Origin of the sequence: Candidatus Hecatella orcuttiae, assembly GCF_002009985.1 — an archaeon.
GTDB lineage: Archaea > Thermoproteota > Bathyarchaeia > Hecatellales > Hecatellaceae > Hecatella > Hecatella orcuttiae.
In genome coordinates, this window is record NZ_MTLX02000005.1 from 1,183,817 (window position 1) to 1,205,981 (window position 22,165).

At 56.5% G+C, this 22,165-nt stretch carries 24 protein-coding genes; 18 read left to right on the forward strand and 6 right to left on the reverse strand.

The window, feature by feature from the left end:
• Positions 1-5 precede the first annotated feature (5 nt).
• From thpR to BWM17_RS09170, 5 genes are all read left to right on the forward strand, one after another.
• The gene (gene thpR / locus BWM17_RS09150) at positions 6-575 is read left to right on the forward strand and encodes an RNA 2',3'-cyclic phosphodiesterase (protein ID WP_309493619.1); all 570 of its coding nucleotides are present in this window, start codon (positions 6-8) and stop codon (positions 573-575) included.
• On the forward strand, positions 568-1,995 hold the full coding sequence (gene cca / locus BWM17_RS09155) for a CCA tRNA nucleotidyltransferase (protein ID WP_309493620.1): 1,428 nt from the start codon (positions 568-570) through the stop codon (positions 1,993-1,995). Before thpR ends, cca begins: the two co-directional genes overlap by 8 nt.
• A 68-nt stretch (positions 1,996-2,063) precedes the next feature.
• Positions 2,064-2,981, forward strand: a complete 918-nt coding sequence (locus BWM17_RS09160; protein ID WP_309493621.1) for a tetrahydromethanopterin S-methyltransferase subunit H family protein — start codon at positions 2,064-2,066, stop codon at positions 2,979-2,981.
• A gap of 20 nt (positions 2,982-3,001) precedes the next feature.
• Positions 3,002-3,781 carry a lipopolysaccharide kinase InaA family protein gene (locus tag BWM17_RS09165; protein WP_309493622.1) on the forward strand — a complete coding sequence of 260 codons (780 nt, stop codon included), beginning with the start codon at positions 3,002-3,004 and terminating at the stop codon, positions 3,779-3,781.
• Positions 3,782-3,829: 48 nt separating this feature from the next.
• On the forward strand, positions 3,830-4,153 hold the full coding sequence (locus BWM17_RS09170; protein WP_309493623.1) for a hypothetical protein: 324 nt from the start codon (positions 3,830-3,832) through the stop codon (positions 4,151-4,153).
• A 15-nt stretch (positions 4,154-4,168) separates the two neighbouring features.
• Here BWM17_RS09170 and BWM17_RS09175 read toward each other — a convergent pair whose 3' ends face one another.
• Positions 4,169-4,609 (reverse strand): hypothetical protein, encoded by a 441-nt coding sequence (locus BWM17_RS09175; RefSeq protein ID WP_309493624.1) that lies wholly within the window; start codon positions 4,607-4,609, stop codon positions 4,169-4,171.
• A gap of 111 nt (positions 4,610-4,720) precedes the next feature.
• On the opposite strand from BWM17_RS09175, the gene BWM17_RS09180 reads away from it, so the two are divergent.
• From BWM17_RS09180 to BWM17_RS09190, 3 genes are read left to right on the forward strand one after another with little or no spacing between them, the layout of a single operon-like run.
• A complete protein-coding gene (locus tag BWM17_RS09180) occupies positions 4,721-6,493 on the forward strand; it encodes an Hvo_1808 family surface protein (RefSeq protein ID WP_309493625.1) in 1,773 nt (590 codons plus the stop codon).
• 10 nt (positions 6,494-6,503) lie between these two features.
• Positions 6,504-7,496, forward strand: coding sequence for a thiamine-phosphate kinase (thiL, locus tag BWM17_RS09185; RefSeq protein ID WP_309493626.1), 993 nt, complete (start codon positions 6,504-6,506; stop codon positions 7,494-7,496).
• Complete coding sequence (locus BWM17_RS09190; protein WP_309493627.1) at positions 7,493-8,230, forward strand: creatininase family protein; 738 nt, start codon at positions 7,493-7,495, stop codon at positions 8,228-8,230. The genes thiL and BWM17_RS09190 overlap by 4 nt, the downstream gene beginning before the upstream one ends.
• Before the next feature lie 97 nt (positions 8,231-8,327).
• Here BWM17_RS09190 and BWM17_RS09195 read toward each other — a convergent pair whose 3' ends face one another.
• Together BWM17_RS09195 and BWM17_RS09200 are read right to left on the reverse strand one after the other, a co-directional pair.
• On the reverse strand, positions 8,328-8,918 hold the full coding sequence (locus BWM17_RS09195; RefSeq protein ID WP_309493628.1) for a hemerythrin domain-containing protein: 591 nt from the start codon (positions 8,916-8,918) through the stop codon (positions 8,328-8,330).
• Between the two features lie 109 nt (positions 8,919-9,027).
• On the reverse strand, positions 9,028-9,711 hold the full coding sequence (locus tag BWM17_RS09200; protein WP_309493629.1) for a helix-turn-helix transcriptional regulator: 684 nt from the start codon (positions 9,709-9,711) through the stop codon (positions 9,028-9,030).
• Positions 9,712-9,831: 120 nt separating this feature from the next.
• Between BWM17_RS09200 and BWM17_RS09205 the strand changes: the two genes are divergently transcribed.
• From BWM17_RS09205 to BWM17_RS09230, 6 genes are all read left to right on the forward strand, one after another.
• Positions 9,832-10,611 carry a hemerythrin domain-containing protein gene (locus tag BWM17_RS09205; RefSeq protein ID WP_309493630.1) on the forward strand — a complete coding sequence of 260 codons (780 nt, stop codon included), beginning with the start codon at positions 9,832-9,834 and terminating at the stop codon, positions 10,609-10,611.
• Positions 10,612-10,634: 23 nt separating this feature from the next.
• Positions 10,635-11,102, forward strand: coding sequence for a hypothetical protein (locus tag BWM17_RS09210; protein WP_309493631.1), 468 nt, complete (start codon positions 10,635-10,637; stop codon positions 11,100-11,102).
• A 152-nt stretch (positions 11,103-11,254) separates the two neighbouring features.
• Positions 11,255-12,811: a methanogenesis marker 14 protein gene (locus BWM17_RS09215; protein ID WP_309493632.1), complete on the forward strand. Its 1,557-nt coding sequence runs from the start codon at positions 11,255-11,257 to the stop codon at positions 12,809-12,811.
• 122 nt (positions 12,812-12,933) lie between these two features.
• Positions 12,934-14,865, forward strand: coding sequence for an ASKHA domain-containing protein (locus BWM17_RS09220; protein WP_309493633.1), 1,932 nt, complete (start codon positions 12,934-12,936; stop codon positions 14,863-14,865).
• Between the two features lie 37 nt (positions 14,866-14,902).
• Positions 14,903-15,970 (forward strand): MtaA/CmuA family methyltransferase, encoded by a 1,068-nt coding sequence (locus tag BWM17_RS09225; RefSeq protein ID WP_309493634.1) that lies wholly within the window; start codon positions 14,903-14,905, stop codon positions 15,968-15,970.
• Positions 15,971-16,030: 60 nt separating this feature from the next.
• Complete coding sequence (locus BWM17_RS09230) at positions 16,031-16,234, forward strand: DUF2116 family Zn-ribbon domain-containing protein (protein ID WP_309493635.1); 204 nt, start codon at positions 16,031-16,033, stop codon at positions 16,232-16,234.
• A gap of 49 nt (positions 16,235-16,283) precedes the next feature.
• On the opposite strand, the gene gcvH is transcribed toward BWM17_RS09230, so the two are convergent.
• The gene (gcvH, locus tag BWM17_RS09235) at positions 16,284-16,694 is read right to left on the reverse strand and encodes a glycine cleavage system protein GcvH (RefSeq protein WP_309493636.1); all 411 of its coding nucleotides are present in this window, start codon (positions 16,692-16,694) and stop codon (positions 16,284-16,286) included.
• A 120-nt stretch (positions 16,695-16,814) separates the two neighbouring features.
• Between gcvH and BWM17_RS09240 the strand changes: the two genes are divergently transcribed.
• The 3 genes from BWM17_RS09240 (at position 16,815) to BWM17_RS09250 (ending at position 18,974) form a co-directional block, all read left to right on the forward strand.
• Positions 16,815-17,834 carry a radical SAM protein gene (locus BWM17_RS09240; protein ID WP_309493637.1) on the forward strand — a complete coding sequence of 340 codons (1,020 nt, stop codon included), beginning with the start codon at positions 16,815-16,817 and terminating at the stop codon, positions 17,832-17,834.
• Between the two features lie 69 nt (positions 17,835-17,903).
• Positions 17,904-18,674, forward strand: a complete 771-nt coding sequence (locus tag BWM17_RS09245) for a biotin/lipoate A/B protein ligase family protein (RefSeq protein WP_309493638.1) — start codon at positions 17,904-17,906, stop codon at positions 18,672-18,674.
• A 6-nt stretch (positions 18,675-18,680) separates the two neighbouring features.
• Positions 18,681-18,974 carry a lipoate protein ligase C-terminal domain-containing protein gene (locus tag BWM17_RS09250; RefSeq protein WP_309493640.1) on the forward strand — a complete coding sequence of 98 codons (294 nt, stop codon included), beginning with the start codon at positions 18,681-18,683 and terminating at the stop codon, positions 18,972-18,974.
• 29 nt (positions 18,975-19,003) lie between these two features.
• On the opposite strand, the gene BWM17_RS09255 is transcribed toward BWM17_RS09250, so the two are convergent.
• A complete protein-coding gene (locus BWM17_RS09255) occupies positions 19,004-20,044 on the reverse strand; it encodes a radical SAM protein (RefSeq protein WP_309493641.1) in 1,041 nt (346 codons plus the stop codon).
• Positions 20,041-21,135 (reverse strand): bifunctional phosphoglucose/phosphomannose isomerase, encoded by a 1,095-nt coding sequence (locus BWM17_RS09260; protein ID WP_309493643.1) that lies wholly within the window; start codon positions 21,133-21,135, stop codon positions 20,041-20,043. Before BWM17_RS09260 ends, BWM17_RS09255 begins: the two co-directional genes overlap by 4 nt.
• Positions 21,136-21,226: 91 nt before the next feature.
• Between BWM17_RS09260 and BWM17_RS09265 the strand changes: the two genes are divergently transcribed.
• Positions 21,227-22,096, forward strand: coding sequence for a putative RNA uridine N3 methyltransferase (locus BWM17_RS09265; protein ID WP_309493644.1), 870 nt, complete (start codon positions 21,227-21,229; stop codon positions 22,094-22,096).
• The last annotated feature ends 69 nt before the right edge of the window (positions 22,097-22,165 follow it).

Here is a 22,165-nt window from a genome sequence, read left to right on the forward strand (position 1 = left end):
AAAAATTGAGTGAGAAAATCCGCTCCTTCATATCCGTCGACGTGGAAGACAGGCAGCTGGTGGAGAGGCTGGTGGAGCTTCAGCAAACCCTCCGGCAGACGGGAGCCGACCTCAAACTGGTGGAGCCTGAAAACCTGCACTTCACCCTCCGCTTCCTCGGGGAGCTTTCACCGTCAACCCTCAAGGCGGTGGTTGAAGAGCTGGGGAAGCTGCGTTTTCAACCCTTCCCTGTCCGCCTTCAAGGCCTAGGCGCCTTCCCCAGCGTGAGGAGGATCAACGTCGTCTGGGTGGGGATGTCGGAGGGGGCTGAAAAGCTGGGGGAAATCGCCAAAAACCTAGAAGCCGGCTTGCGGAGGATAGGCATCCCCCCTGATCCCAAAGGCTTCAGCCCCCACCTAACCCTAGCCCGGGTGAAAACAGGGAAGAACCGGGAAGAACTGTCCCGCCTCCTGGCTCAGCATTCCCAAACTCCAGTGGGCAGGATGGAGGTGAAGGCAGTTCGGCTGAAGAGAAGCATCCTCACCCCAAAAGGGCCTAGGTACTCTACCGTCCACGAGGTTTCAGGCTTTGGCTAGAAGAAAAGAAATCTACACCATCCTAGCTGAAGTAGCCCGGAGGGTTACTCCCACCCCTGCGGAGCGGAGGCAGGTTTCCGGGATGGCGGAGGAGCTGAGGAAGAGGGTTGAAGAACTAGCTCGGGAGAGGGGTGTTCCCGCGGAGGTGAGGGTGGAAGGCTCCGTGGCCAAGGACACTTGGCTGAGGGGAGACGCGGACATCGACGTGTTCATGCTCATCCCCGAGCATGTGGAGAGGCGGGAGATAGCCTCCACCTACATGGAAATAGCCCGCGAAAGCCTGAGAGGCTACCCTCAAACCGAAAGGTACGCGGAGCACCCCTACGTGGAAGCCCAGCTTACCCCCACGGTCAAGGCCAACATCGTCCCCTGCTACCGGGTTAAGCCGCCCCGATGGAAGACAGCCACCGACAGGACGCCCTACCACACGGAGTATGTCAGAAAAAAGCTGAGGTCGGAGAAGGGGAAAAAAGAGGTTCGGCTTCTCAAGAGGTTCATGAAGGGAATCAGCGTCTACGGCTCCGACATCAAGGTAGGCGGCTTCAGCGGATACCTCGCCGAGCTGCTCATCATCCACTACGGAAGCTTCCTCAACACCTTAGAGGCTTCCTCCCAGTGGAGAAGGGGGGAGTTCCTCGACGTGGAAGACTACTTCGGCGGGAGGGGGGAGGAAGCTCGAAAGCTTTTCGACAGCCCTCCCCTCCTCGCCGTCGACCCGGTGGACAGGCATAGGAACGTGGCCTCAGCCCTCAGGGAGGAGTGCTTCCACTTCTTCCGGGAGGCTTCGAAACGCTTCCTCCACCAGCCCAGCCGGAGGTTTTTCTATCCCCCCTCCCCCAAGCCTTTGGCGGCTAGGCGGCTGCAGGAAGCCCTAGCCCGCCGTGGAGGCTACCTTCTCTTCCTCAAGCTGGGGGCGGTGAAGGCGGTTCCCGACGTCCTCTGGGGACAGCTTTACAAGACGGAGAAGGCCCTCGTGAGGCTGCTGGAGGATTTCGACTTCCAAGTCCTAAGGTCCGCTGTGTGGAGTGACGAAGCCTCCAACTCTGTCTTGGTCTTTGAACTCGAAGAAGGCTCGCAAGGGGGGACGGTGAAACACCTAGGGCCGCCTGTCTTGGCCGGGGAGGAAGAAAATTTCCTAGCCAAACATCTGGGTGGAAGAAACACCGTTTCAGGACCCTACATCGAGGGCGGCAGGTGGGCTGTCCTGGTCAGGAGGAAGTACACCGACGCCAAAACCATGCTCAGAGATAAACTGGCCGACGGCGGCCGGAGCGTAGGCGTGGCCAGCCGCTTGGCTGAAACCATCCGGGAAGGCTTCAACCTCCTAGCCAGCGGAGAAATCTCCCGCTTCTACCAGCAGCACCGAGACTTCGCCGCCTTCCTAACGAGGTTCTTAGACGGGAAGCCTCCTTGGCTTTGACCCGGGTTTTTTCAGGCACCAGCCCTAAAGCTCTTTAAGCCACTTGTCCTTCACTAAAAAGTTAAACAGTGAATGGGGAAAAGGCTATGTGGAAGTTTGAGGCAGAGCAGAAAAAGTACAGGATAGGAAACGTGGAAGTGGGTGGTGTCCCCGGGGAAAGACCCACCGTCCTGGTAGGCTCCATTTTCCACCACAAACACAGGGTCGTCCGAGACGAACAAAAGGGGGAATTCGACCGGAAGACGGCGGAGGCCCTGATAAACCTCCAGCATGAGTTCTCCGACAAGACAGGGAACCCCTGCATGCTGGATGTGGTGGGTTCCACGCCTGAGGCCTTGGAGAAGTTCATCGACTTCGCCGCCGAAGTAAGCGACGGCCCCCTCCTGTTGGACGGGGTCTCGGAATCCGTCCGTTTACCTGTGCTGGACCACGTGAAGGCAGCGGGCCTGTCGGAGAGAATAGTCTACAACACCGTGTCCCCCCGAGCCTCAGAGGGGGAGCTGGAGAAAATAAAGGAAGCTGGAATCAAAAGCGCTGTGCTCCTCATCTGCCCCAAGGCGGGTTTCGGCTCCAAGGAAAGGGTGGCCACGGCCAAAGAGCTACTGAAAACGGTGAAGAAGGCCGGGGTGGAGAAACCTCTGATCGACACCTGCATCCTCGACGTTCCCACCCTCGGATTCGCCTGCCGAACCATCACCCAGCTGAAAAATGAGCTGGGCGCGGTCATGGGAGGAGGAGCCCACAACGCCGTGGACACGTGGAGGGGCCTCCGGTCTAAGATGGGCCTGCCAGCCGTGAAGCCGGCGGAAGCTTCAGCCAACATCCTCATCGCCGCCGCGGGAGCCGACTTCATCCTCTACGGCCCTCTAGAAAACGCCGAGTACGTCTTCCCCACGGTGGCCATGGTGGACGCGGCCTTCGCCCAGCTTCGCATGGAGGAAGGCGTGAGGATAAGCCGGGAGCATCCTAAATACAGAATCGCCTAACCGGATTCAGGTTCCCAAAATTGGGTGAACTTCTCCCTCTGGAGGAGGTGAAGCTTGAACACCACGGACTACTTCTCTGCTATCCAGCTCCAGAGCGGAAGGAATTCGAAAAGCGCCTCCGAGAGCTGGAAAAACTGGGCATCCGGTGCTTAGAGCTGGCGGGAAGCAAGAGGGTTCACCCCTTCTCCATCCTTGGGAAAGGCTACTCCAGCCTAGTGGTCGCGGCGGTGAGAAGGGATGGACTGCGGTGTGCGCTTAAAATTCGCAGACTGGACTCCGGAAAGCCTGACCTCGGCCATGAAGCCACCATGCACTCCGCAGCCAACAGGGTGGGAGTCGGACCCCGCCTCTACGGTTTCACGGAAAACATCCTCTCCATGGAGCTGGTGGAAGGCGTACACCTGCCGGAGTGGCTCACCGCTGTGGAGGAGAAGGGAAAGCGGGATGCGGTGAAAAAAGTCTTGAAAGAAACCCTCACCCAGTGCCGCAGCCTAGATAAGGCTGGGCTGGACCACGGGGAGCTGAGCCTAGCCTCCAAGCACATCCTCATCAGCCGGGAGGATAGGCCGTACCTCATCGACTTTGAGAAATCCAGCCTAAGGCGGAGGCCTGCCAACGTCACGGCTCTCTGCCACTTCCTCTTCCTCGGAGGCGCCACAGCCGAGCGGATAGCCGCACTGATGGGGCGGATAAGCCGGGAGGCTCTCCGCGAGCTGCTGAGACGGTACAAGGCTGAGCTTGACGACGGAGCCTTTGAAAAGCTTCTCTCCGCCCTGTTTCCCAGGTCGGTTTTTTCGTAGTTCAATTTATATCCTCCCACCGCCCCGTAGTTTACGGGGGGCAGCCCTTTGGTTGAGGAGCTGATGTATTTTAAGCTGAAGACCTTGGAAGACATGGTGAAGCTGGTAGCCTTCTCCCCGGCGCCCATGCTCCAGCATACGGTGGTGGAGGGTAGGCAGGTCTATTTTATTCAAAGCTTCTCCATTGTAGGTAAGCCCTTGGTCTACTACCTGGAAAGGGATGAGAAGCTTGAGAGTAAATACGTCGTCTACAACCGGTTTAACGACACCATATCCTTCAGCGACAAGCCCGGCTCCGACGGGCAGTCTGTCTACATACCCATCATCGAGATAGAGAAAACAAACCTGCTGGACATCATAGGCCGAAGGTGAAGGTGAGGGAAAAGCCTACATTTCCTCCACCGACACAGCTGCCTTCCAGTTTTCCTCGAACTTCACCGTCACCTTGAGAACCTTGAAGCCCAGAGCCTTTTCGGAGGCATAGTTTTCCTGCCCTCCGGTTTTCTGTTGGTTCTCCCCCTCAGCAATCTTCACCGTGGCTAGGTAGAATTCTCCTTCCCGGGTGCAGAAGAAACTCCAGCTGGGACGTCGGAGGGATTGAAGGTAAGCTTTCTGGCGGTCGCTGAGCCCGTAGAAGCGGATGTCGTGGGCGGGCATGAAGTAGCCTCGCTTCATTCCGGAGGGGTCCAGAAGCTTGTCTGTGAAAGGCCTGTAACACTTCAGACCTATCTTTTTCAGGGCCCAGTAGGCTAGGACTTCTCCCACATCCCCCGTCAGCTCAGCGTCTTCCTCCACGGTTATCTTCACTTTTTCGGAAAGCGTTTCCACCACCCGGAAACAGATAAACTAATTCGCCCCTCTCCTTTAAAGGTTCATCACCCCTCTTTTTATGCCAGAGAAGCGATACTCATATTACTTCTAGGGGAGAAGCTGGAAGGGATGCGCCTTAAACATTCAGGTTTGCTCCTAACCTTAACCATCTTGCTGAGCCTGCTTTCAGCCCTCCCATCCGTTTCCGCCAATGCAAAAGGCGAAACCGTATCCCTCCAGCTGAGCGCTGCTCCTATGATGGTCAACATCGGCGAGGGGGTTCAGGTGGAGGGTGAAACCACGCCTCCGCTAGACGGAACCCTCATCCTCATTCCCTACAAGGGCGCCTTTGCTCCCGAAATCTTGAGGGACATCCCGGTGGTGGAAGGCACTGTCTCCCTCGTATGGACTCCCAAAGAAGCCGGCCGCTACATGCTTGTAGCCATGTTCGTCCCTGAGGACTCCCGCTATCCCCCTGCCTTCGCAGCCGTCAAGAGCATCATTGTGAAAGACGTCCACATAGTCCTAACTGCGGAGAAAACCTTCTACAACACCGGGGAGACCGTGGGCCTGTCGGTCGCGGTTACGAGGAAAACCGACGGCAGACCTGTCCCTTACGCCAAGGTGCAGCTCAGCTTCGCAGACAGGACGCTGGAAGCCTCCGCCGACCGGCAGGGAAGTCTGTCCCTCAGCCTGACCTTTCCTGAGGATGCCTTCGGCGAGTACACCATCACCGCTGAACATCCGCCAGCCCAGGCTGCCGTGAAGATTCACATAGGACAGGACGTGATAGTCCAAAGGGTTGAGCTCATCCGAGGGCTTCCCTTTGACGGGGAGTTCTCGGCGAAAAGCATCAGCAGAGCCGAGTACGGGGAAACCTTCAAGAGCGCCTTGGAAGAAGTGCCACCGCAAGAATGGGAACTGGCACAGCAGGAGTATGAAGCCCTCTACATCCTCACCGAGGAGGAAAACATCAAGGCTGTGACTGAATCCTTCTTCTCAGGGGCTGTAAGCGGATACTACGACGTGGAAGGAGACGAAATAGTGCTGGTGGGCGAGGCCATCGTCGACGAGGAAACCCTAGTCCACGAGCTTGTCCATCTTCTCCAAGACCGACACTTCCCGGAAATATTCGAATTCACCTCAAAGCTAACTGACAGCTCCTTCGCGGTAGACGCCTTGATTGAGGGAGACGCAGAGCTGGTGAGGGAGCTGTACGAAGCCCGATGGGGTTTCCCGCCTGTGGACGGGGGTGCGGCCGCGGCGGCTGACGGTGTGCCTTGGGGCTTCAGGCTGATCCAGTATTTCCCATACATTGAGGGTTTAAACTTCGTCCGGGAGCTTTGGATGCAGGGCGGCTGGGAGGCTGTTGACCAAGCCTACGCAGACCCGCCAAAAAGCACAGAGCAGATAATCCACCCGGAAAAATACGGCGTCGACACGCCTGTGAACGTCACCCTCCCTGACCTAAGCCTAGAAGAGTGGGAGGTCCTTGGAAACGACACCCTGGGGGAGTTCGCCCTGTTTATCATGTTCTGGAATCAGGGCATCGTCCCCATCGGGGTGAAGGGCGACAGCTACACCTACTCAGCCAGCGTATCCGAGGGCTGGGACGGGGACCTGATGGTGGTGTACAAGAAAAGTGAAAGCTACGGCTACGTGTGGAGAATCGCATGGGACAGCGAAGCCGACGCGGAGGAGTTCGTCGACGGATACGAATGGATGCTGTGGCGTATGGGCGCGGCGAAGGTGGAGGGCGTCTGGGAAATCGACTCCAACGACTACGTTCAAATCCTCCGGGAAGGCGGCACCGTCACCATCATAAATGCGCCAAGCTTGGAAGAACTAGGTGAAATTTGGGCTCTGAGCATGGAGTCGGAGAAACCGGAAACAGAAATCTGAGGTCGGAGTCTTGACAGCCGAGAAAACCTTGGGGGAAAGAGAAATCATCCAGCTACTCCTAGAAAAGTTTCAGCCCAGCCCTATGCCCATTCCCAGCGGGGACGACGTTTCAGCCGTGGACCTAGGAGGCGGAAGACTCGCCGTCTTAAAAGTAGACATGCTGGTGGGGAAAACCGACATGCCCCCAGGCATGACCGCCTATCAAGCAGCCAGGAAGGCGGTGGTCATGGCCGTCAGCGACTTCGCCGCCAAGGGCGTCCGCCCCAGAGCCGCCCTAGTGGGCTTAGGGCTGCCGAGGTATGGCAGCCGGAAGGTGAAAAGCCTAGCCGAAGGCCTCAGGGATGCAGCCCGCCAATACGGCCTCAGCCTCATCGGAGGGGACACCAACGAGGCTGGGGACCTTGTCATCACCGTGGCCGCCCTAGGGTTCTGCGGGAAAGGCCGGCTTCTCCTCCGGGGAGGAGCCAAGCCCGGGGACCTCCTAGCGGTCACAGGCCCCTTCGGCAGGACTGCTGCGGGGTTGAAGATTCTCCTAGAAAACCTGAAGGCCCCCGGCAACCTCAGGGAGAAGCTTCTCCGCCCCGTTTTCACTCCTGAGGCAAGGCTTCAGGTGGGGCTTAGGCTTCGGAGGCTAGGTGCCACCGCGGCCATCGACTCCAGCGACGGCTTGGCTTGGAGCCTCCGAGAACTGGCCGTGGCAAGCGGTGTGGGCTTCAGCGTCCACCGGCTTCCCTTGGCTCCGGAGGCCAAGGCCTTCGCCGACCTCCACCGGCTGGACCCTTTTGACTTGACGTTCTACGGGGGAGAGGAGTACGAGCTGGTGGTGACGTTGGACCCTCGGAGATTTCGGAGAGGCTGGGAAAAACGCTGGGGGTTGCAAGTCATAGGGCGGGCGGTGGAACAGGGCGGACTGGTCTTCGAGGAGAAAGATGTTAGGAGGACCATTCAGCCTCGAGGCTGGGAGCATTTTAAAGCTAGAAGACGGGGAAGGAAGCTAGCATGAGCCGCCTGTTGGAGGAGATGAACTGGAAGGAGCTAGAAAAGGCCCTCAGAGAAACCAAGACGGTCATTGTTCCTTGCGGCTCCACCGAGGAGCACGGCTACCATCTCCCTCTCTCCACCGACACACTGATAGCCTGCGAGATAGCCCGCCGGACGGCAGAACGGGTCAACGTCCTCGTAGCTCCGCCCATAAACTACGGAGTATGCCGGAGCACGGGGTCGTTCCCCGGCACCCTGACCATCAGCCTAGACGCCTTGAGGGCGCTGGTGGAGGAAATCTGCGAAAGCCTCCACGCCCACGGCTTCCGCAACATCATCCTCCTCCCCGGCCACCTGGGCGCCGCCCAGATGGTGGGGCTGGAGCTGGCAGCCCAGAAGCTCGTAGAGAAGCATCAGGACCTCTCCATGGCTGTTGTGAGGTGGGAGGAGGCGATCAAAAAACTGACTGGAACAGTCCTAAAGGACCCACGGGACGGCCACGCGGGGGAGGCTGAGACATCCCTCATGCTGGCCCTCAAACCTGAACTCGTCAGGATGGAGAAGACAGTCGACGAGCATCCCCGTTTCCCAGAACATTTGGTGGTCGCGAAGCCTGGAGACTATCTCAAGTCCGGGGTGATGGGCTCCCCCACCAAGGCCTCGAGAGAGAAGGGTGAAAAAATCTTGGAAGCCCTCGTCCGAGAGGTGGAGGAGCTGGTGAAAAGGATGGAGAAGAGAAGACAGCATCGAAAATAAGCAACTTGCTCTCATGCATGGGGGACCGGGGATCCCCTAAGGCTTATCTCACCATGGGGTATTTCCGCACACTATATTTTCTACCTGTCTGAAAAACTCATTTTCCAAGTTCATTTTCAAGTTTTTCGACAAGCCGCAGATAGCGCTGGTGCAGGTTCACTCCGATTTTTTTCTCCGCTTCCTCAAATCTTCTCCGCAGCTGCTTTTTCTCAGCGTCGGGGATGAGGCGGTCGGCGACGGGGAAGATGAAGCTGTCTTCCTTGAAAATATGCTCGGTGAGAAGCCTGATGTAGCTTTGAAGGCTTTTCGCCAAGGCTTTCCTGGCAGGTGCGTCTCCTCCCTCATATTTTTGGAGACTTTTAGCCGCAGCCCGGATAAGCCGGCGTCCTTCTTCATGCTCTGAAAGCATAACTCCGATCTCCGCGGAGGGCATGACACCTATGTGCCCCACCGCCTCCACGGCGGAAAACCCGTGCTCCTGGAGGGCTGAGAACAGTACGTCCTCCTCCTTACCATGATGGCAGCGGTCGGCGAAAGTTCTGAGAAAGTCTAACGCATCCTTTAAAAGGGACGGCTGAACAGGCTCTCCCTCACTCAGCCTAGCAGCGGCTTTCTTCAACACCTCCAGCATCCTCTCTATGACCCGGTGCTCCTCCTCCAGAACCTCAACCAAAGATGAACCCGCCAAGTTTCGTCCCCTATTCCTCTATTCTCATAAAGCCTTTTAACCGAACACCGCTACAGAACTGGGCTGAAGCATCGGATCACACCCGAGAGGATTCGCCTCGGTTAAGCCGCTATGTCCCCTTATCCAATAAAACCAGTTGACTGCAGAGATCGTCTCCTCTCACGATGCATTTTTCCAGTTTTATTCTATCAGTGTTCAAGATTCTAGCCACAGCTCCCTGATGCATCACGCAGAGTAGACCGTTTAACTCAGGGATAACGTCCCCGAAAACACAGTTCCGGTAAGTGATGATATACTCCTCGCCGCGCTTCGAAAGGGATGTGAAAAAACCGAACTCATCGAAAAGCTTCACCATCTTCTTCAGCCGACGGCTGCCGTCTTTGGGCAGGTGAGGCAGGAAGTAGCCGGCAAGGTCTTCGGAGAGCCCCTCCATCAGCACCCTGAGAGCCTGCTTGCCGTATATTCTAGTGATTCTCCGGGTTAGCAAAGCGACGAGCACGTCGCTTTTTTTCGGAAGAATCCTCCTGCCCAGCTGGGTTAGGCGGTATTTCTTCTTCGGCCGCCCGACGGAAGACCTGTCGAAGTATGGGGAAACGAGGCCCTCCCGCTCCAAGATGGATAGATGACGCCTGACTGCGCTTTCGTTGATACCCAGTTTCTTCTCGAGTTCAATGGCGTTGAGATCTCCTTGGAGAAGATAGGTGAAGATCAGCTCTCGAGTCCCCTTTATTTCCACCCCTAATCTTCGGCCGTGCTCAGCAGGCTGATTTATTTGTTCAATTTTCGCTGCCATGATGTTCCCTCAGGATGCTAGAGGCTGACTGTATTGTTTAACGGAGGTAAATATTTATATAGTTTACTCACAAAATAGTGAGTATATCTTTCACCCTCATCGTCGAAACGGGTCCCCACCATGGACGAATATCTGAACATGGAGGTCAAGGAGGTTATCTCAAAATTTCCCGAGGCAGCGCGAGTGCTGGACGAATACAACATCGGATGCACCGTCTGCAACGCAGGGTCTTGCCTCCTAAAGGACATCGTGGAAATACACAGTCTATCTTCGGATGAAGAGCAAGAGCTGATGGCCAAACTTGCCAGAGTGGTCTATCCAGGCCGGGATGTGAAGGTGCTTGAGGTTGGAAGAAAACCTAAAGCTAAACCTGAGAGGGTGAAGTATTCCCCGCCCTTGAAAAAACTGGTGGACGAGCATTTGCTGATAAAAAGGTGGATAGCGCTGATACCCAAGCTGGCTGAAAGCTTGGACGTTAACACAGAAGAGGGGAGACAATTGGTCCTTCAAGGAGTTGATTTTATCCGCACCTATGCAGACCGGTATCACCACGCCAAGGAGGAGGAAGTTCTCTTCAAGTACTTTGACGAAAACCTAGAAATCCTCAAGACCATGCACGCCGACCATGAAAAGGCGAGAAGCCATGTGAGGAGCATCCTTCAAGCTGTGGAGGAAAAAAATGGAGAAGCCGTCAAGGAGCATCTAAACGCCTACAGGGAGTTGCTGACAGAGCACATCAAAAAAGAAGATGAGATCCTCTACCCTTGGATGGACAGGGGACTCTCCCTAACTCAAGTGGGAGAGCTGTTTTCAAGATTCAACGAGTTGGAGGAGCAGTTTCAAACTGTCCCTGAAAAATATGAAGAGTTCATCCGAAAACTGGAAGAAAAATTCAGGTAACAATAAGACAAGGAGGTGAAAAGATGGTGTTTGAAGGCTGTCCGGGTTCGCATACATTGGATTTGAGGGAAAAAGAAACCCGAGAAACAACCCCCACAGAAAAAGTTAGGTCTCAGCTTAGACAGTGGCCGATTCAGCTACACCTGATCTCGCCCACCGCGCCCTACTATCAGGGGGCGGATGTGCTTCTGACGGCTGACTGCGTGGCTTACGCGTTGGGTAACTTCCACACCGACTACTTGAAGGGCAAGTCCATTGCCATCGCCTGCCCTAAGCTGGACGAAGGCCAAGATGTCTACGTGGAGAAGATTAAGTCTTGGCTGGAAGATGCTAAGATAAACACTCTCTCGGTGTTGATCATGCAGGTTCCCTGCTGCATGGGATTGGTGAACCTAGCTCAGCAGGCTGCTGAACGTTCGAAGAGAAAAGTCCCCATCAAATCCATCATCGTCGGCATACAGGGCGACATCCTCTCAGAGGAGTGGGTGTGAAAGAAATTAAGAACCTGACAATCCTGGGTGAAAGCATTGTTTCAAAGCGGAGCGGAGAACGCGCCTAAAGATTTAAGTTCTTCTTAGACGCATCCAGCAGTAAAATTTCAACCCTCTTTTCCAGCTTCCTCCACGACTCCGGGGAGTATCCCTTGGTCAACCTTAGAAAAAGCCTTTGGGGCAAAGGCTACCAGCCCAAGCTGGTTCAAGTTCCCCAAACCGACTACAAAGAACTGGTGAGGGTGGGGCTGGACAGGTTCACCGAGAGCGCCGCCGGATTCGCGAAGCCGGTATACTTCATCGTAGCCTCAGTGGAGCTGGGGAACACCACCACCAAGTGCATCCTGACGGCCACCAACCTTCGGGAACAGAAGATCTACCTCCTGAACAAAACCGTCCGGTTGACCAAGGAGATGAGAAGCCCCCTACCTGGGGAGGAGGTCTTTGGGGAGACCGTCTGGAAAAAAGAGCTCACCGTCAACGCGGTGAAGGAGTTCATCCGCGACACTCTCCTCCAGTGTTTGGAGGAGGCAAAAATAGACAAGGACAGAGACCTCCACTTCGTGGTAAGGTCCACCGGTGTGACCGCCGGTTTCGCCACGCCGGAGGAAGTGGGCGCCATGATCCACGCCTTGGCCCAAGGCTGTCTAGCTGCCGGCATCAGCTCCTCCAAGATGGTGGCCCCCCTGACCAAGGAGCATGTCCCCAAGGAGCTCAGAGAATACTCGCTGCTGGACAAGGTGCCCTTCGACGGCTCTGTAGCCGGAAGCTTGCCGCCTCGAACCCCCGGCCAAGTTATCGCCAACGAAATGGAAGCCGAGCTGTCCACTGCTGGGTTGAAGATGGGAGCCCGCTGGATAGGCTTCGACTTCCGAAACCCGGTGGTGGCAATGGACTTCGGCACAACCCTGAAGGGTAGGATAACCGACAAGTCGTCTCCCTACGCTCAAACCGTGGGAAGCATAGCCGGCTTGGGCGGAGCTATACCCGACGCCCTCGTCCAAGGCGCCGGCCTCGTGGACGCTGAAAACGGCTCTGTCCTAGAAGCTCGGGCTGAGGAAGCCGGCGGGAGGAGGGTCTCAGGAGGCTGGGAAGACTGGGTGGAGGACGCCTTGAAACATCTGCGGATAATGGCGATTCCCCCTGACAGTTCAAGGTTTGGAACGGTTCCAGTGAACCCTAAGGCTGCTAGGGAGGCAGCCGTGTTCCTGATAGGCTGCGACATCGGAGTGAACGGGAGCAACATCCCCAAGCTCCGCAGGCTGGGGGAGAAAATCCGCCGAGAGCAAGGGCTCCCAGCCCTGTTTAGGGTGATAGACGCTCTCATGGCCCGGGTGGCCTCCCGCATCGTGGAGCTGGCCATGGAAGCGGGGCTGATAGGCGCTGATGTCTCCATAGGCCTCACCGGTCGGGCGGGCATAACAGGCGAGAAACCTCAGGCCTTCCTGAAGCTCGTTGACGATTTGGGGCTGTATCCTCGTGGAGCCGTAAGCGACCGGGTGGTGTTCGTGGAGGACGCCTTGGCCCTCGGAGCCGGAGTGATGAGCAGGTGCATGTTCAGCTTGGGCACGCCTAAGAAGCCTTTGGGGGGAAGACGGGGGGAACCCTGCATCCTAGCCAAGCGGATGAAATATTTGGAGAAGACAGCCGCCTGGACTCCCCAGCACCTCAAGGAACTGAAGACATCTCCAGCAGCCCGAGAAGAGTAGGCCGGGACTTCAGCCTGCCCGGGGAACATTCCGCAACGTCCTCACGCCGGCTGGGAGTCAGGGAGACTAAACCTTAAAAATTCTCAAGCACCTAGAGAGTCTAGCTTCCCTAGGCGGTGGAGATGACTTCATCCAACGTGGAAAATACTCGCCCCCCAAACAAGCATCTGGTTGTCTTCCAGCCCAGTGGGCGAAGAGAATATTTCAGTAGCTCGCAGACGCTGCTGGACGCTGCCAAAGAGCTGGGAGTGCCCATCGAAAGCGTGTGCGGCGGGGAGCGGTGGTGCGCCAAGTGCAAGGTCATCATCGAGAGAGGCATGGAAAACCTCTCCCCTCTCACTTTGGAGGAAAAGCAGCTTCTGAGGGATGAAGAGCTTAACTCCAACTACAGGCTGGCTTGTTGCAGCGAGATAAGGGGGGATGTCGTTGCCCTCGTGCCCGAGGTCAGCAAGGCGGCGGTTCAGGTTGTCCGAAAGCCTGTTCGGGAGATCCCTGTAAAACTGGACCCCGCGGTGAAGAAATACTACGTGGAACTGAAGCCTCCAAGCCTTCAAGACCCCCTAGGCGACTTGGACAGGCTGCTAGAAGCTTTAAGGGACAGCTACGGCCTAGACGGCTTAAACATCGATTACTCCGTCCTCCGGGAGCTTCCCTCCACCTTGAGGGAGGGAAACTGGAAGGTCACGGTCACTGTTTGGGATTCCAGGGAAATCATCCGGGTGGAGCCCGGCTTGGTTAAGGAGGCCTACGGCTTAGCTGTGGACATAGGAACCACCACGGTGGTCGGCTATCTGCTGGAGCTCTCCACCGGAAAGCTGGTTTCGGTTTACTCCATGATGAACCCCCAAGTGCCGTTCGGGGAGGATGTCATGTCCCGGATCAGCTACACCATCGCCAACCCCGACGGCTTAGAGAAGCTTCACTCGAAGATTCTCACGGGCATAAACCTCATCCTCCTCAACACGGCGAGGGATGCGGGGATCACCTACGACGACATCTACGAAATTGTCCTCGTGGGAAACACCTGCATGCACCATCTCTTCCTAAAATTGGACCCCCAGTTTTTAGGCCGGTCTCCTTTCCCTCCCACAGTTCACAGGGCCGTTAACCTGAAACCCCGGGAGCTGGGCTTGAACATGTGGAAGGCGGGGAACGTTCACTTTCTCCCCGTGGAAGCCGGGTTCGTGGGGGCTGACAACGTGGGCGTGCTCATCACAGTGGAGCCTTGGAAAAAATCTGAGGTTCAACTCATCATCGACATCGGAACCAACGGGGAGCTGGTCTTGGGAAACAACACCCGGCTTCTCTCCGCCTCCTGCGCCACAGGGCCTGCCTTCGAGGGAGCCCACATGAAATATGGGATGAGGGCGGCTCCAGGGGCCATTGAGAGAGTCAAGATAGACCCAGACAGCATGGAGGTTGAATACGAAACCATCGAGGGCGAAAAGGCCCGGGGCATATGCGGCTCAGGCATCATCGAAGCCATGGCTGAAATGTTCAAGGCGGGAGTCATTCTGAAAAACGGAAACATCAACAAAGACCTCCGCAGCCCACGCCTGAGGCAGGGGGAAGACGGCTACGAGTTCATTCTCGTCCCCAAGGAGGAAACGGCCATCGGAGCCGACATCGTCGTAACCCAGAAAGACGTGAGAGCCATCCAGCTGGCTAAGGGAGCCATGTACACAGGGGCTAAAATCTTGATGAAGCACTTCGGCGTCCGGGAGCTGGATGAGGTTGTCTTGGCAGGGGCTTTCGGAAGCTACATCGACAGGGAAGCCTCCATGGCCATAGGCTTGTTCCCCGACTGCGACCTAGCCAAGGTGAAGGCGGTGGGGAACGCGGCGGGCGACGGGGCGAGGTTAGCTCTTCTCAGCAGGGAGAAAAGGGAAGAAGCCTATGAAGTTGCGAAGAAGGTGAAATATGTGGAATTGACCGTGGACCCTTCCTTCCAATCGGAGTTCATGAAGTCCATGTTTTTCCCCCACAAGGAGGACCCTTTCCCCCACCTCAACCACCTCTGGGATAACATGCCCAAACAGCAGGGAAAAGTTTAAACAAAATTCGCGGAAAAGACATACCTGAGGCTTTCAGATGAAACCCTACGACAGGGTTATGGCTGTCCTCCAAGGAAGAAGCGGGGAAGCAGATAGAATTCCCTGCGTAAACTTCACCTCCACAGCCACCCTCCAGTTCATGGAAGCCACAGGCGCATGGTGGCCTGAAGCCCACCGGGAGCCTGAAAAAATGGCTAAGCTGGGCTCCGCAGCCCACCGCCTCTGCGGCTTAGACAACGTCACCGTCCCCTTCGACATGGTTGTGGAAGCCGAACTGCTGGGTGCTCCTCCAGAGTTTTTCGAAGCTGAGAAGGCGGAAGGCGAAGTGAGGCAGCCCAGTGTCAAAGCTTTCGTGGTTAAGGAGCCTTCAGACCTGAAGATTCCCAGCGACGTCGCTTCGGCTGGGAGGCTGCCCGTGGTAGTTAAGGCTGTGAAAATTTTGAAGGAGGAGTTTGGAGGGAAAACCCCCGTCAACGTCTTCATGGTTCCCCCCTTCACATGCCTCTGCAACTACTTGGTGGACACTCTCACCTTTCTCAAAACCATGGTTAAGGAGCCTGAGAAGATCCGTAGCTTCCTAGACGCCAGCCTAGACCTTTTCATCCAGGAAGCCCGCGTCTACGAGGAGGCCGGCGCGGATGTCATCACCCTCCACGAGATGGGCGCCTGCTGCGGGGTCATAGCGCCCAGCCACTTCAAGGACTTTGTCGCCCCCTACCTGAAAAAACTGGTCAAAAGCGTGAAATGCCCCACTGTGCTCAACATCTGCGGCCCCACGGAGAAGATTCTCCCCATGATGGTGGAATGCGGAGCCAACGCTGTGGCCATCGATGAAACAACCCCCATCAAGGAGGCGAGGAGAATCGTCGACGCAGCGAAACCCGGCTATCCCATCGCCGGCAACATCTCCCCAAAAAAAATCCTGAGGGACGGAACCCCGGAAGTCATCGCTGGGGCGGTGAAGACGGTTATTGAGGAGGGAGTCAGCATCGTTTCCCCAGGCTGCGATTTCTTCTTGGACACGCCCATCGGAAACATCAAAACCTTCGTGGAGACTGTGGTGAAATTCGGCTCAGGAGGCGGAGGTCTCACCATAAATCCCTGAAAGCCCCTTTTAGGGTATGTTTTTTAAACGTCGGAGACCTACTAATGGTGGGTCGCTGTCATGTATGAGAAGCACCGCCACTGTGTTGTTTGCGACATATCCATAAGCCCTGAGAAGAATCCGCCTGTCTGCAGCAAGAAATGTCTTCTTGAATACAATAAAAGAATGAAGAAGCAGCAGTGGGTTCGACTGCTCATGTTCATCCCCCTCATAGCCATCATGGCCATGCTTCTCCTAGGCCAACTGTTAGGCGGCTCTCCCTAGAAGCTCTAAACCAAAGCCTCTGCAGCCGTTTCCTAAGAGCCGGAAGAGGCTAAGCTTCAAGCTGTTGTTTCACGTATTCAGCGTAGTCCTCCGCTTTCATGAGACTTTCCAGCTCTTTCAAGTCCTTAGGCTTCAGCCGGGCAATCCAGCCCTTGCCGTAGGGGTCTCGGTTGATGAGCTCCGGAGAGTCCTTCAAGGCTTCGTTGACTTCCACAACCCGGCCTGAGAGGGGACTGTAGACCTCCGCCACCGCCTTCACCGACTCTAGGCTGCCCAGGGAATCCTTCTGCTTGACCTCCGCATCCTTCTCCGGCAGCTGGACGAAGACAACTTCGTGGAGCATTCTCTGAGCGTAGTCAGCAACGCCCACCCTTACCAAGCCGTCTTCCTCCAGCGAAGCCCACCCATGCTCCGCGGTGTAGTAGAGGTTTTCCCGCACTTCCACACTGTCAACCTTCACAGCTTTCCCCTCCCATACCCAAGGAGCTGCCGAGAGGATAAGAAACACTTTAGGGGAGGTCCTTTATAAATTCCCTTTCCAAAGCTAATTCATAAACCCCCAGCCAAGGCGGAGCGGAAGATGGAGGGCGCCCCCGGGTTTATCAGGGTTTCCCGAGGCTCCGAGTTTACCCTAGGCCTGAAAAGGGGCTTCGCAAGCGTGAAGCCCACCGTGGCTTATCTTCTAACCCACCATCCCCAAGGATGCTTCGCCAACTGTGCCTTCTGCACCCAAGCGAGGAGCAGCGTCTCCCACGCTGACATGCTTTCCCGGGTAATCTGGCCTCTCCACCCCCTTCAAGCAGTGGTCCGAGGTCTGAGGCGGGCTGAGGCTGAAGGGGCTGTTAAGAGAATCTGCATTCAAACCTTGAACTATCCCGGCATGTTCGCCGATGTCCTAAGCCTCCTGAGTGTTTTCAGAAAAGCCGTGGAGATGCCTGTTTCCCTCTCCTGCCAACCCTTGGAAGAGGAAGAAATTAGGCTTCTGAAGGAAGCCGGCTTAGACAGGCTTGTCTTCCCCTTGGACGCTGCCACCGAAGAGGTCTTCGAGAGGGTGAAGGGCAAGGGGGTGGGAAACCCCTTCACCCGAAGCGGGTGTCTCACCGCGTTGGAGAAGGCTGTGGAAATCTTCGGGCGAGGCAAGGTTGGAAGTTACTTGATGGTGGGGTTGGGGGAAACGGAGCGGGAGGCTGTGGCCGCTGTTCAGGAGCTGAAAGACCTAGAAGTCTTCACCAGCCTCTTCGCCTTCACACCCATCCCCGGAACGGGGCTGGAGAACCAGCCTAAACCGTCTTTGGTAAGCTACAGGAAGATTCAGCTGGCCCACTTCCTCATCGAACGAGAACTGGCTAGGTTCGAAGACATGACCTTCACGGAAAAAAACAACCTAGCCGGCTTCGGCCTAAGCTACGACACGCTGAAGGACATCGTAGCCTCTGGGTTGCCCTTCCAAACTCGAGGCTGCGCAGGGTGCAACCGGCCCTACTACAACGAGGACCCTAAAGGGCCCTTCTACAATTATCCCCGCTCCTTAACGGCGGCGGAAGTTTCCGAAATTGCAGCGGCTTTGAAGCCCTACCTGAATGGGGAACTTAGAGGGTGAAAAACTATTTATCTCCGTTTTTTCCTCTTTGAGGGGAGCATTTTCCCAGAGCTGTAAAGGGTGTTCGACATGGGAGTTGAGGAATGGCGGTACCTAGACCATGGGGCCTCCGACGCCTGCACCAACATGGCTGTGGATGAGGCTGTTTTGCAGGGAAGCATCCGAGGGGTTTCCCCGCCTACCCTCCGCCTCTACACATGGAAGCCTTCCGCTGTCTCCATAGGTTTCTTCCAGAGCGTGGAGCAGGAAGTAGACTTGGAGGCATGCCGGGAGCTGGGCGTCGACGTCATCAGGCGGATAACAGGAGGCGGGGCGGTTTACCATGATAGGCAAGGGGAGCTAACCTACAGCATCGTGGTGCCTGAATCTTGGGGGAAAACTCCGAAGGACTTTCTCGAGTCCTACCGGTTTCTTTGCAGGGGACTGGTCTTAGGATTGAGGCAGATGGGTGTAGAGGCGGAGTTCACCCCCATCAACGACATCACCGTCCGGGGGAGGAAGATTTCAGGGAACGCCCAGACGAGGAGAAGCGGCTCCATCCTCCAGCATGGAACTCTCCTGCTCCAGACGGACATCCCCACCATCTTCCGGGTGTTGAAGGTGTCCAAAGAAAAGCTCAGCGACAAAGCCGTCCGAGCCTTCGAGGGAAGAGTGACCACTCTCCTCAAGGAAACGGGGAGAAAGCCTGAGCTGGAGAGGGTGAAGGAAACCTTGAAAAAAGGCTTCGAGGAAGCCTTGGAGGTGAGGCTTACCCCCGGCCGGCTCACTGAAGGGGAAAGAGCGGAGGCGGAGAAGCTGAAGCGAAAATACTCCTCCAGAGAGTGGACCTTCAGGAGGTGAAGCCTCATGTCTGTCTGCGAAGCGGAATACAAGGTGGCGGGAGGGAAGATGATCCGCATCCGCCTGAACGTGAAAGAAGGAGCTCTTTCCTCCATCCGGATTACCGGGGACTTTTTCATGCACCCGGAGGAAGCCTTGGAAAAGCTGGAATCCTCCCTCCGAGGCGTCAAGGTGGAAGAGGCCGAGGGGCTGGAGAGGCATATCGACGCCTTCCTCAGCGAAAACCATGTTACTGTCCTCGGAGCCGCCTCCAGAGACTTCGCCGCCGCCATCCTGAAAGCCTTAAGGACGCCGGCTTAGCAGGAAACGGTAACCCAGCTGGCTTAGGATTAATGCTGAATTTGCTGACGGATCGGAGTCTGGCTCAAGTCGCTGAAAACCTGAGAGCAGCAAAAGGGCGAAAAGCTCACGTCTAAGCCCATCTTTTCCGCCAGGCGAACTGCCTCCTCCGAGGGGAAGGCGATGGCATTCACACCAGCCTCTACGGCCAGCCTGTCGGTTTCCGCCCTATGCCTCCTCAGAGGCCTTACGCACCCCAAGACCAAGGGGGTTGCCGGCATCAGTTTTCTTGCATGGATAATTACCTGAACTACTTCCCGTGGGCTGGGCGGGGTCACCGACTCCATGACTGTTCCTTTCAAAGGGTTCAGGACGATGATTATGAGGGCTTGGGGGTTGTAGCGGGAGATAAGCTTCAAAGCCTTGAACTCCCCCCTTAGTCTTCCGTGGTGAAGACCCACGAGGACGTGAGGCACTAGGGGAACCTGCGCCTCATGAAGCAGTTGAAGGGTCCTCCGGTAGTCTTCTACCCCCAGCTCAGCATGGTAAACCTGTTTCACCGTCTCCTCACAGCCGATAACATCTACGAGGACAGCGTCCACCTCGGCCTCCTTCAGCCCCCAAGCCAGTTCTTCGTCCTTGACCACGCCTGTGTGAACCGCCACGTGGAAGCCCAGCTCCCTCTTCACCCACCTGATGGCTGGGAGGAACCGGCGGAGGGGAACTTCCCCCGTAGGCTGGCAGCCGCCGCTGATGAGGCATCCCACAGCGCCTTTCTCTTTCAGGCTTCTGCAGAGTTCGGCCAGCTTTTGAGGGGAAGTGGCGGAAAGCATGTTCTCCAGCACTTTTCCGCCGCAGTGGTCGCATCGGAGAGAGCAGAAGCTTCCTGTGATGGAGATGGAAGGGTAACTCCCCCGGAGAGCGGAGGCCAGCCGGCTTCGGTGAGGGGAGAAGGAGGGAACATAGAAATGTATCTGCTTCCCGAAGCTTCTCCAGCTGACTTCTCTCGCCCATCTTAGATCTTTTCTCAGAGACCCTTCCTTCAGGAGTGGGGGAGCGAGTCCTCCTTCTCCTCTGTCGCTTTGTTTCACGGCGGATCCCTTTGTGGGTAGAGGCGTTGTTCCACGTCCTTCTTCAATGCGGTGATGGACTCCACGGGAGTGGGGTCCACCTGGTTTAGGACGGCGAGGTAGAGGCTGAGATAGTCGCCTAGGTAGATGAGGGACAGCATCTTCGCCATCCTCGAAGAGCCCTCTCCGTAGAGCTCATGGACGCGGGGAATCTTGCGGGTAAAAAGGCTTTTGGCCGCTTCGATTCTAGCCCTCATGTCCGGCGGCTCCTCCCTGTCCCGGAGGAGAAGGACGGAAAGCATCGAAGCCAGCTGAGGGCTAAGCCTCTCCCAGCCTTGAACCTCGTTGTGGTTGGCCTCCGGGAAAAGCTCGAACCTGCTGAGCATCTTGCTGTTCTCGTTGAGCTGAGTTTTCACCCGGTAGGCGACGCTGGCGTATTCCCTGAAACCGTAGACCGTGGGCAAAGTGCCCTTAAGCTCAACAGCCAAGGCTTTGGCGGGATTCTTCTCCGTGGGCGTGGAAACCTTCAAGCTGCCGGCCATGGCCTCCATCACCTTCACAGCCTCCGCCACTTCAGCCTTCACGCCATCCAACAGCCGCAGCCGCTCCAAGACCACGGCTGGCGGAACCATCAGGTAGGGTAAAGCCTGCCGGGGCTGAAGGCCCTTGGGAACCTTCACATGAGGCAGCCCTGACTCCCGGCACTGCTCGCGGAGGAAGCCTCCGGAGCTGAGGGCGAGGGTGGGGCAGCCTCTCTTCACCGCCTCCGAGAAGGAAGTTAAGGTTTCCAAGGTGTTGCCTGAGTAGCTGATGGCAACTATCAGAGTCTTCTCATCCGCGTACCGGGGTAGGGTGGAGTCCCTCCAAACCTCCACCGGCACAGGCAGCCTGTCGTAAGCCCAGTCTTTGATGAGGCTGCCTCCGATGGAGGAGCCGCCCATGCCTAGGAAGAGGATCTTTTCAAAGCCGTCGGCCTTCTCCAGACTTCCCAGTTCCGCCTGTTCCCCGATTTCCAAGGCCTGCTTGTAGTGGGCGGGGTTCTCCTCCAGAAACCTGGACATGCCCCCTCTGTCCACGGAGGCCACGGCTTCAGGGTCGTCTAGCTCTTCCAAAAATTTTCACCCGACACTTAAACCAAGAGGGCGTAAGGAGAAATAAAGGTTAATGTTGAGCGGCTGGGAGATTTTTTCGGAGTCAAGGTCCATGGAGTCGAGTGCACCGAGGCGTAAGCCGCCTTTAACAGTGGCCATTCCCGCCTCCGTTGTGGCTGACACACCGCATCTGAGGGAGAAAACCTCCAAACTAGGCCTCATCGGCAGAGCCCTCGCCATCTTCCGAGTGGACTACGTGGTCATATACCAAGATGAGGGGGGAAGGCGAGAAGGCGAGCTGAGGTTCGTCGAAAGAGTCTTAGCCTACATGGCTACACCCCAGTATCTCCGACGGGCGCTTTTCCAGTTGAGCCCTGAACTTCGCTACGCGGGAATCCTACCTCCCCTCCGAACGCCTCACCACCCCGTCAAAAAATCGGTGCGGGATCTGAGGGTGGGAGAAGTCAGGCAGGGCTTGGTGGTGAAGAGGGGGAAAACTCTGCCCCAGGTGGACATAGGCGTGGAGAAACCTGCGCTGTTGGAGGGTGTCCTCCCCTCCGAGAGGCTTCTCAACGTTCAGGTTACCCGTTTGGAAGGGGGCGATGTCTACGTTAAGCCTGTGGCTTTGGAGGAGATTCCCTCCTACTGGGGTTTCCAGGTGGAGTGCGTCAACCGCCCCTTAGACGAGGTGGTGAAGCGGGGAAACTACGGCTTAACCGTGGCTACCTCCAAGTTCGGAACTCCCTTGGAAAGGGTGGCGGAAAGCCTAGTGGAGGAGTGGCGGAGGGCTGGAAAGGTCTTGGTGGCCTTCGGCTCCCCTACGGAGGGTTTGAGGGAAATCTTAGCTCGGAGGAGGCTTAGGGTGGAAGACCTGTTCGACTACACCGTGAATACTGTGGGTAAGCAGGGTACAGAAACCGTGAGGGTGGAGGAAGCCCTCACCGCCAGCTTGGCTGTCTTCAATTTTTTGTTGGAGAGGTAGAAGGCGGGTTCAAATATTATTATTTTAATTTTTATATCGGAAATGTATAAAGGTATAAATCACTCTCCG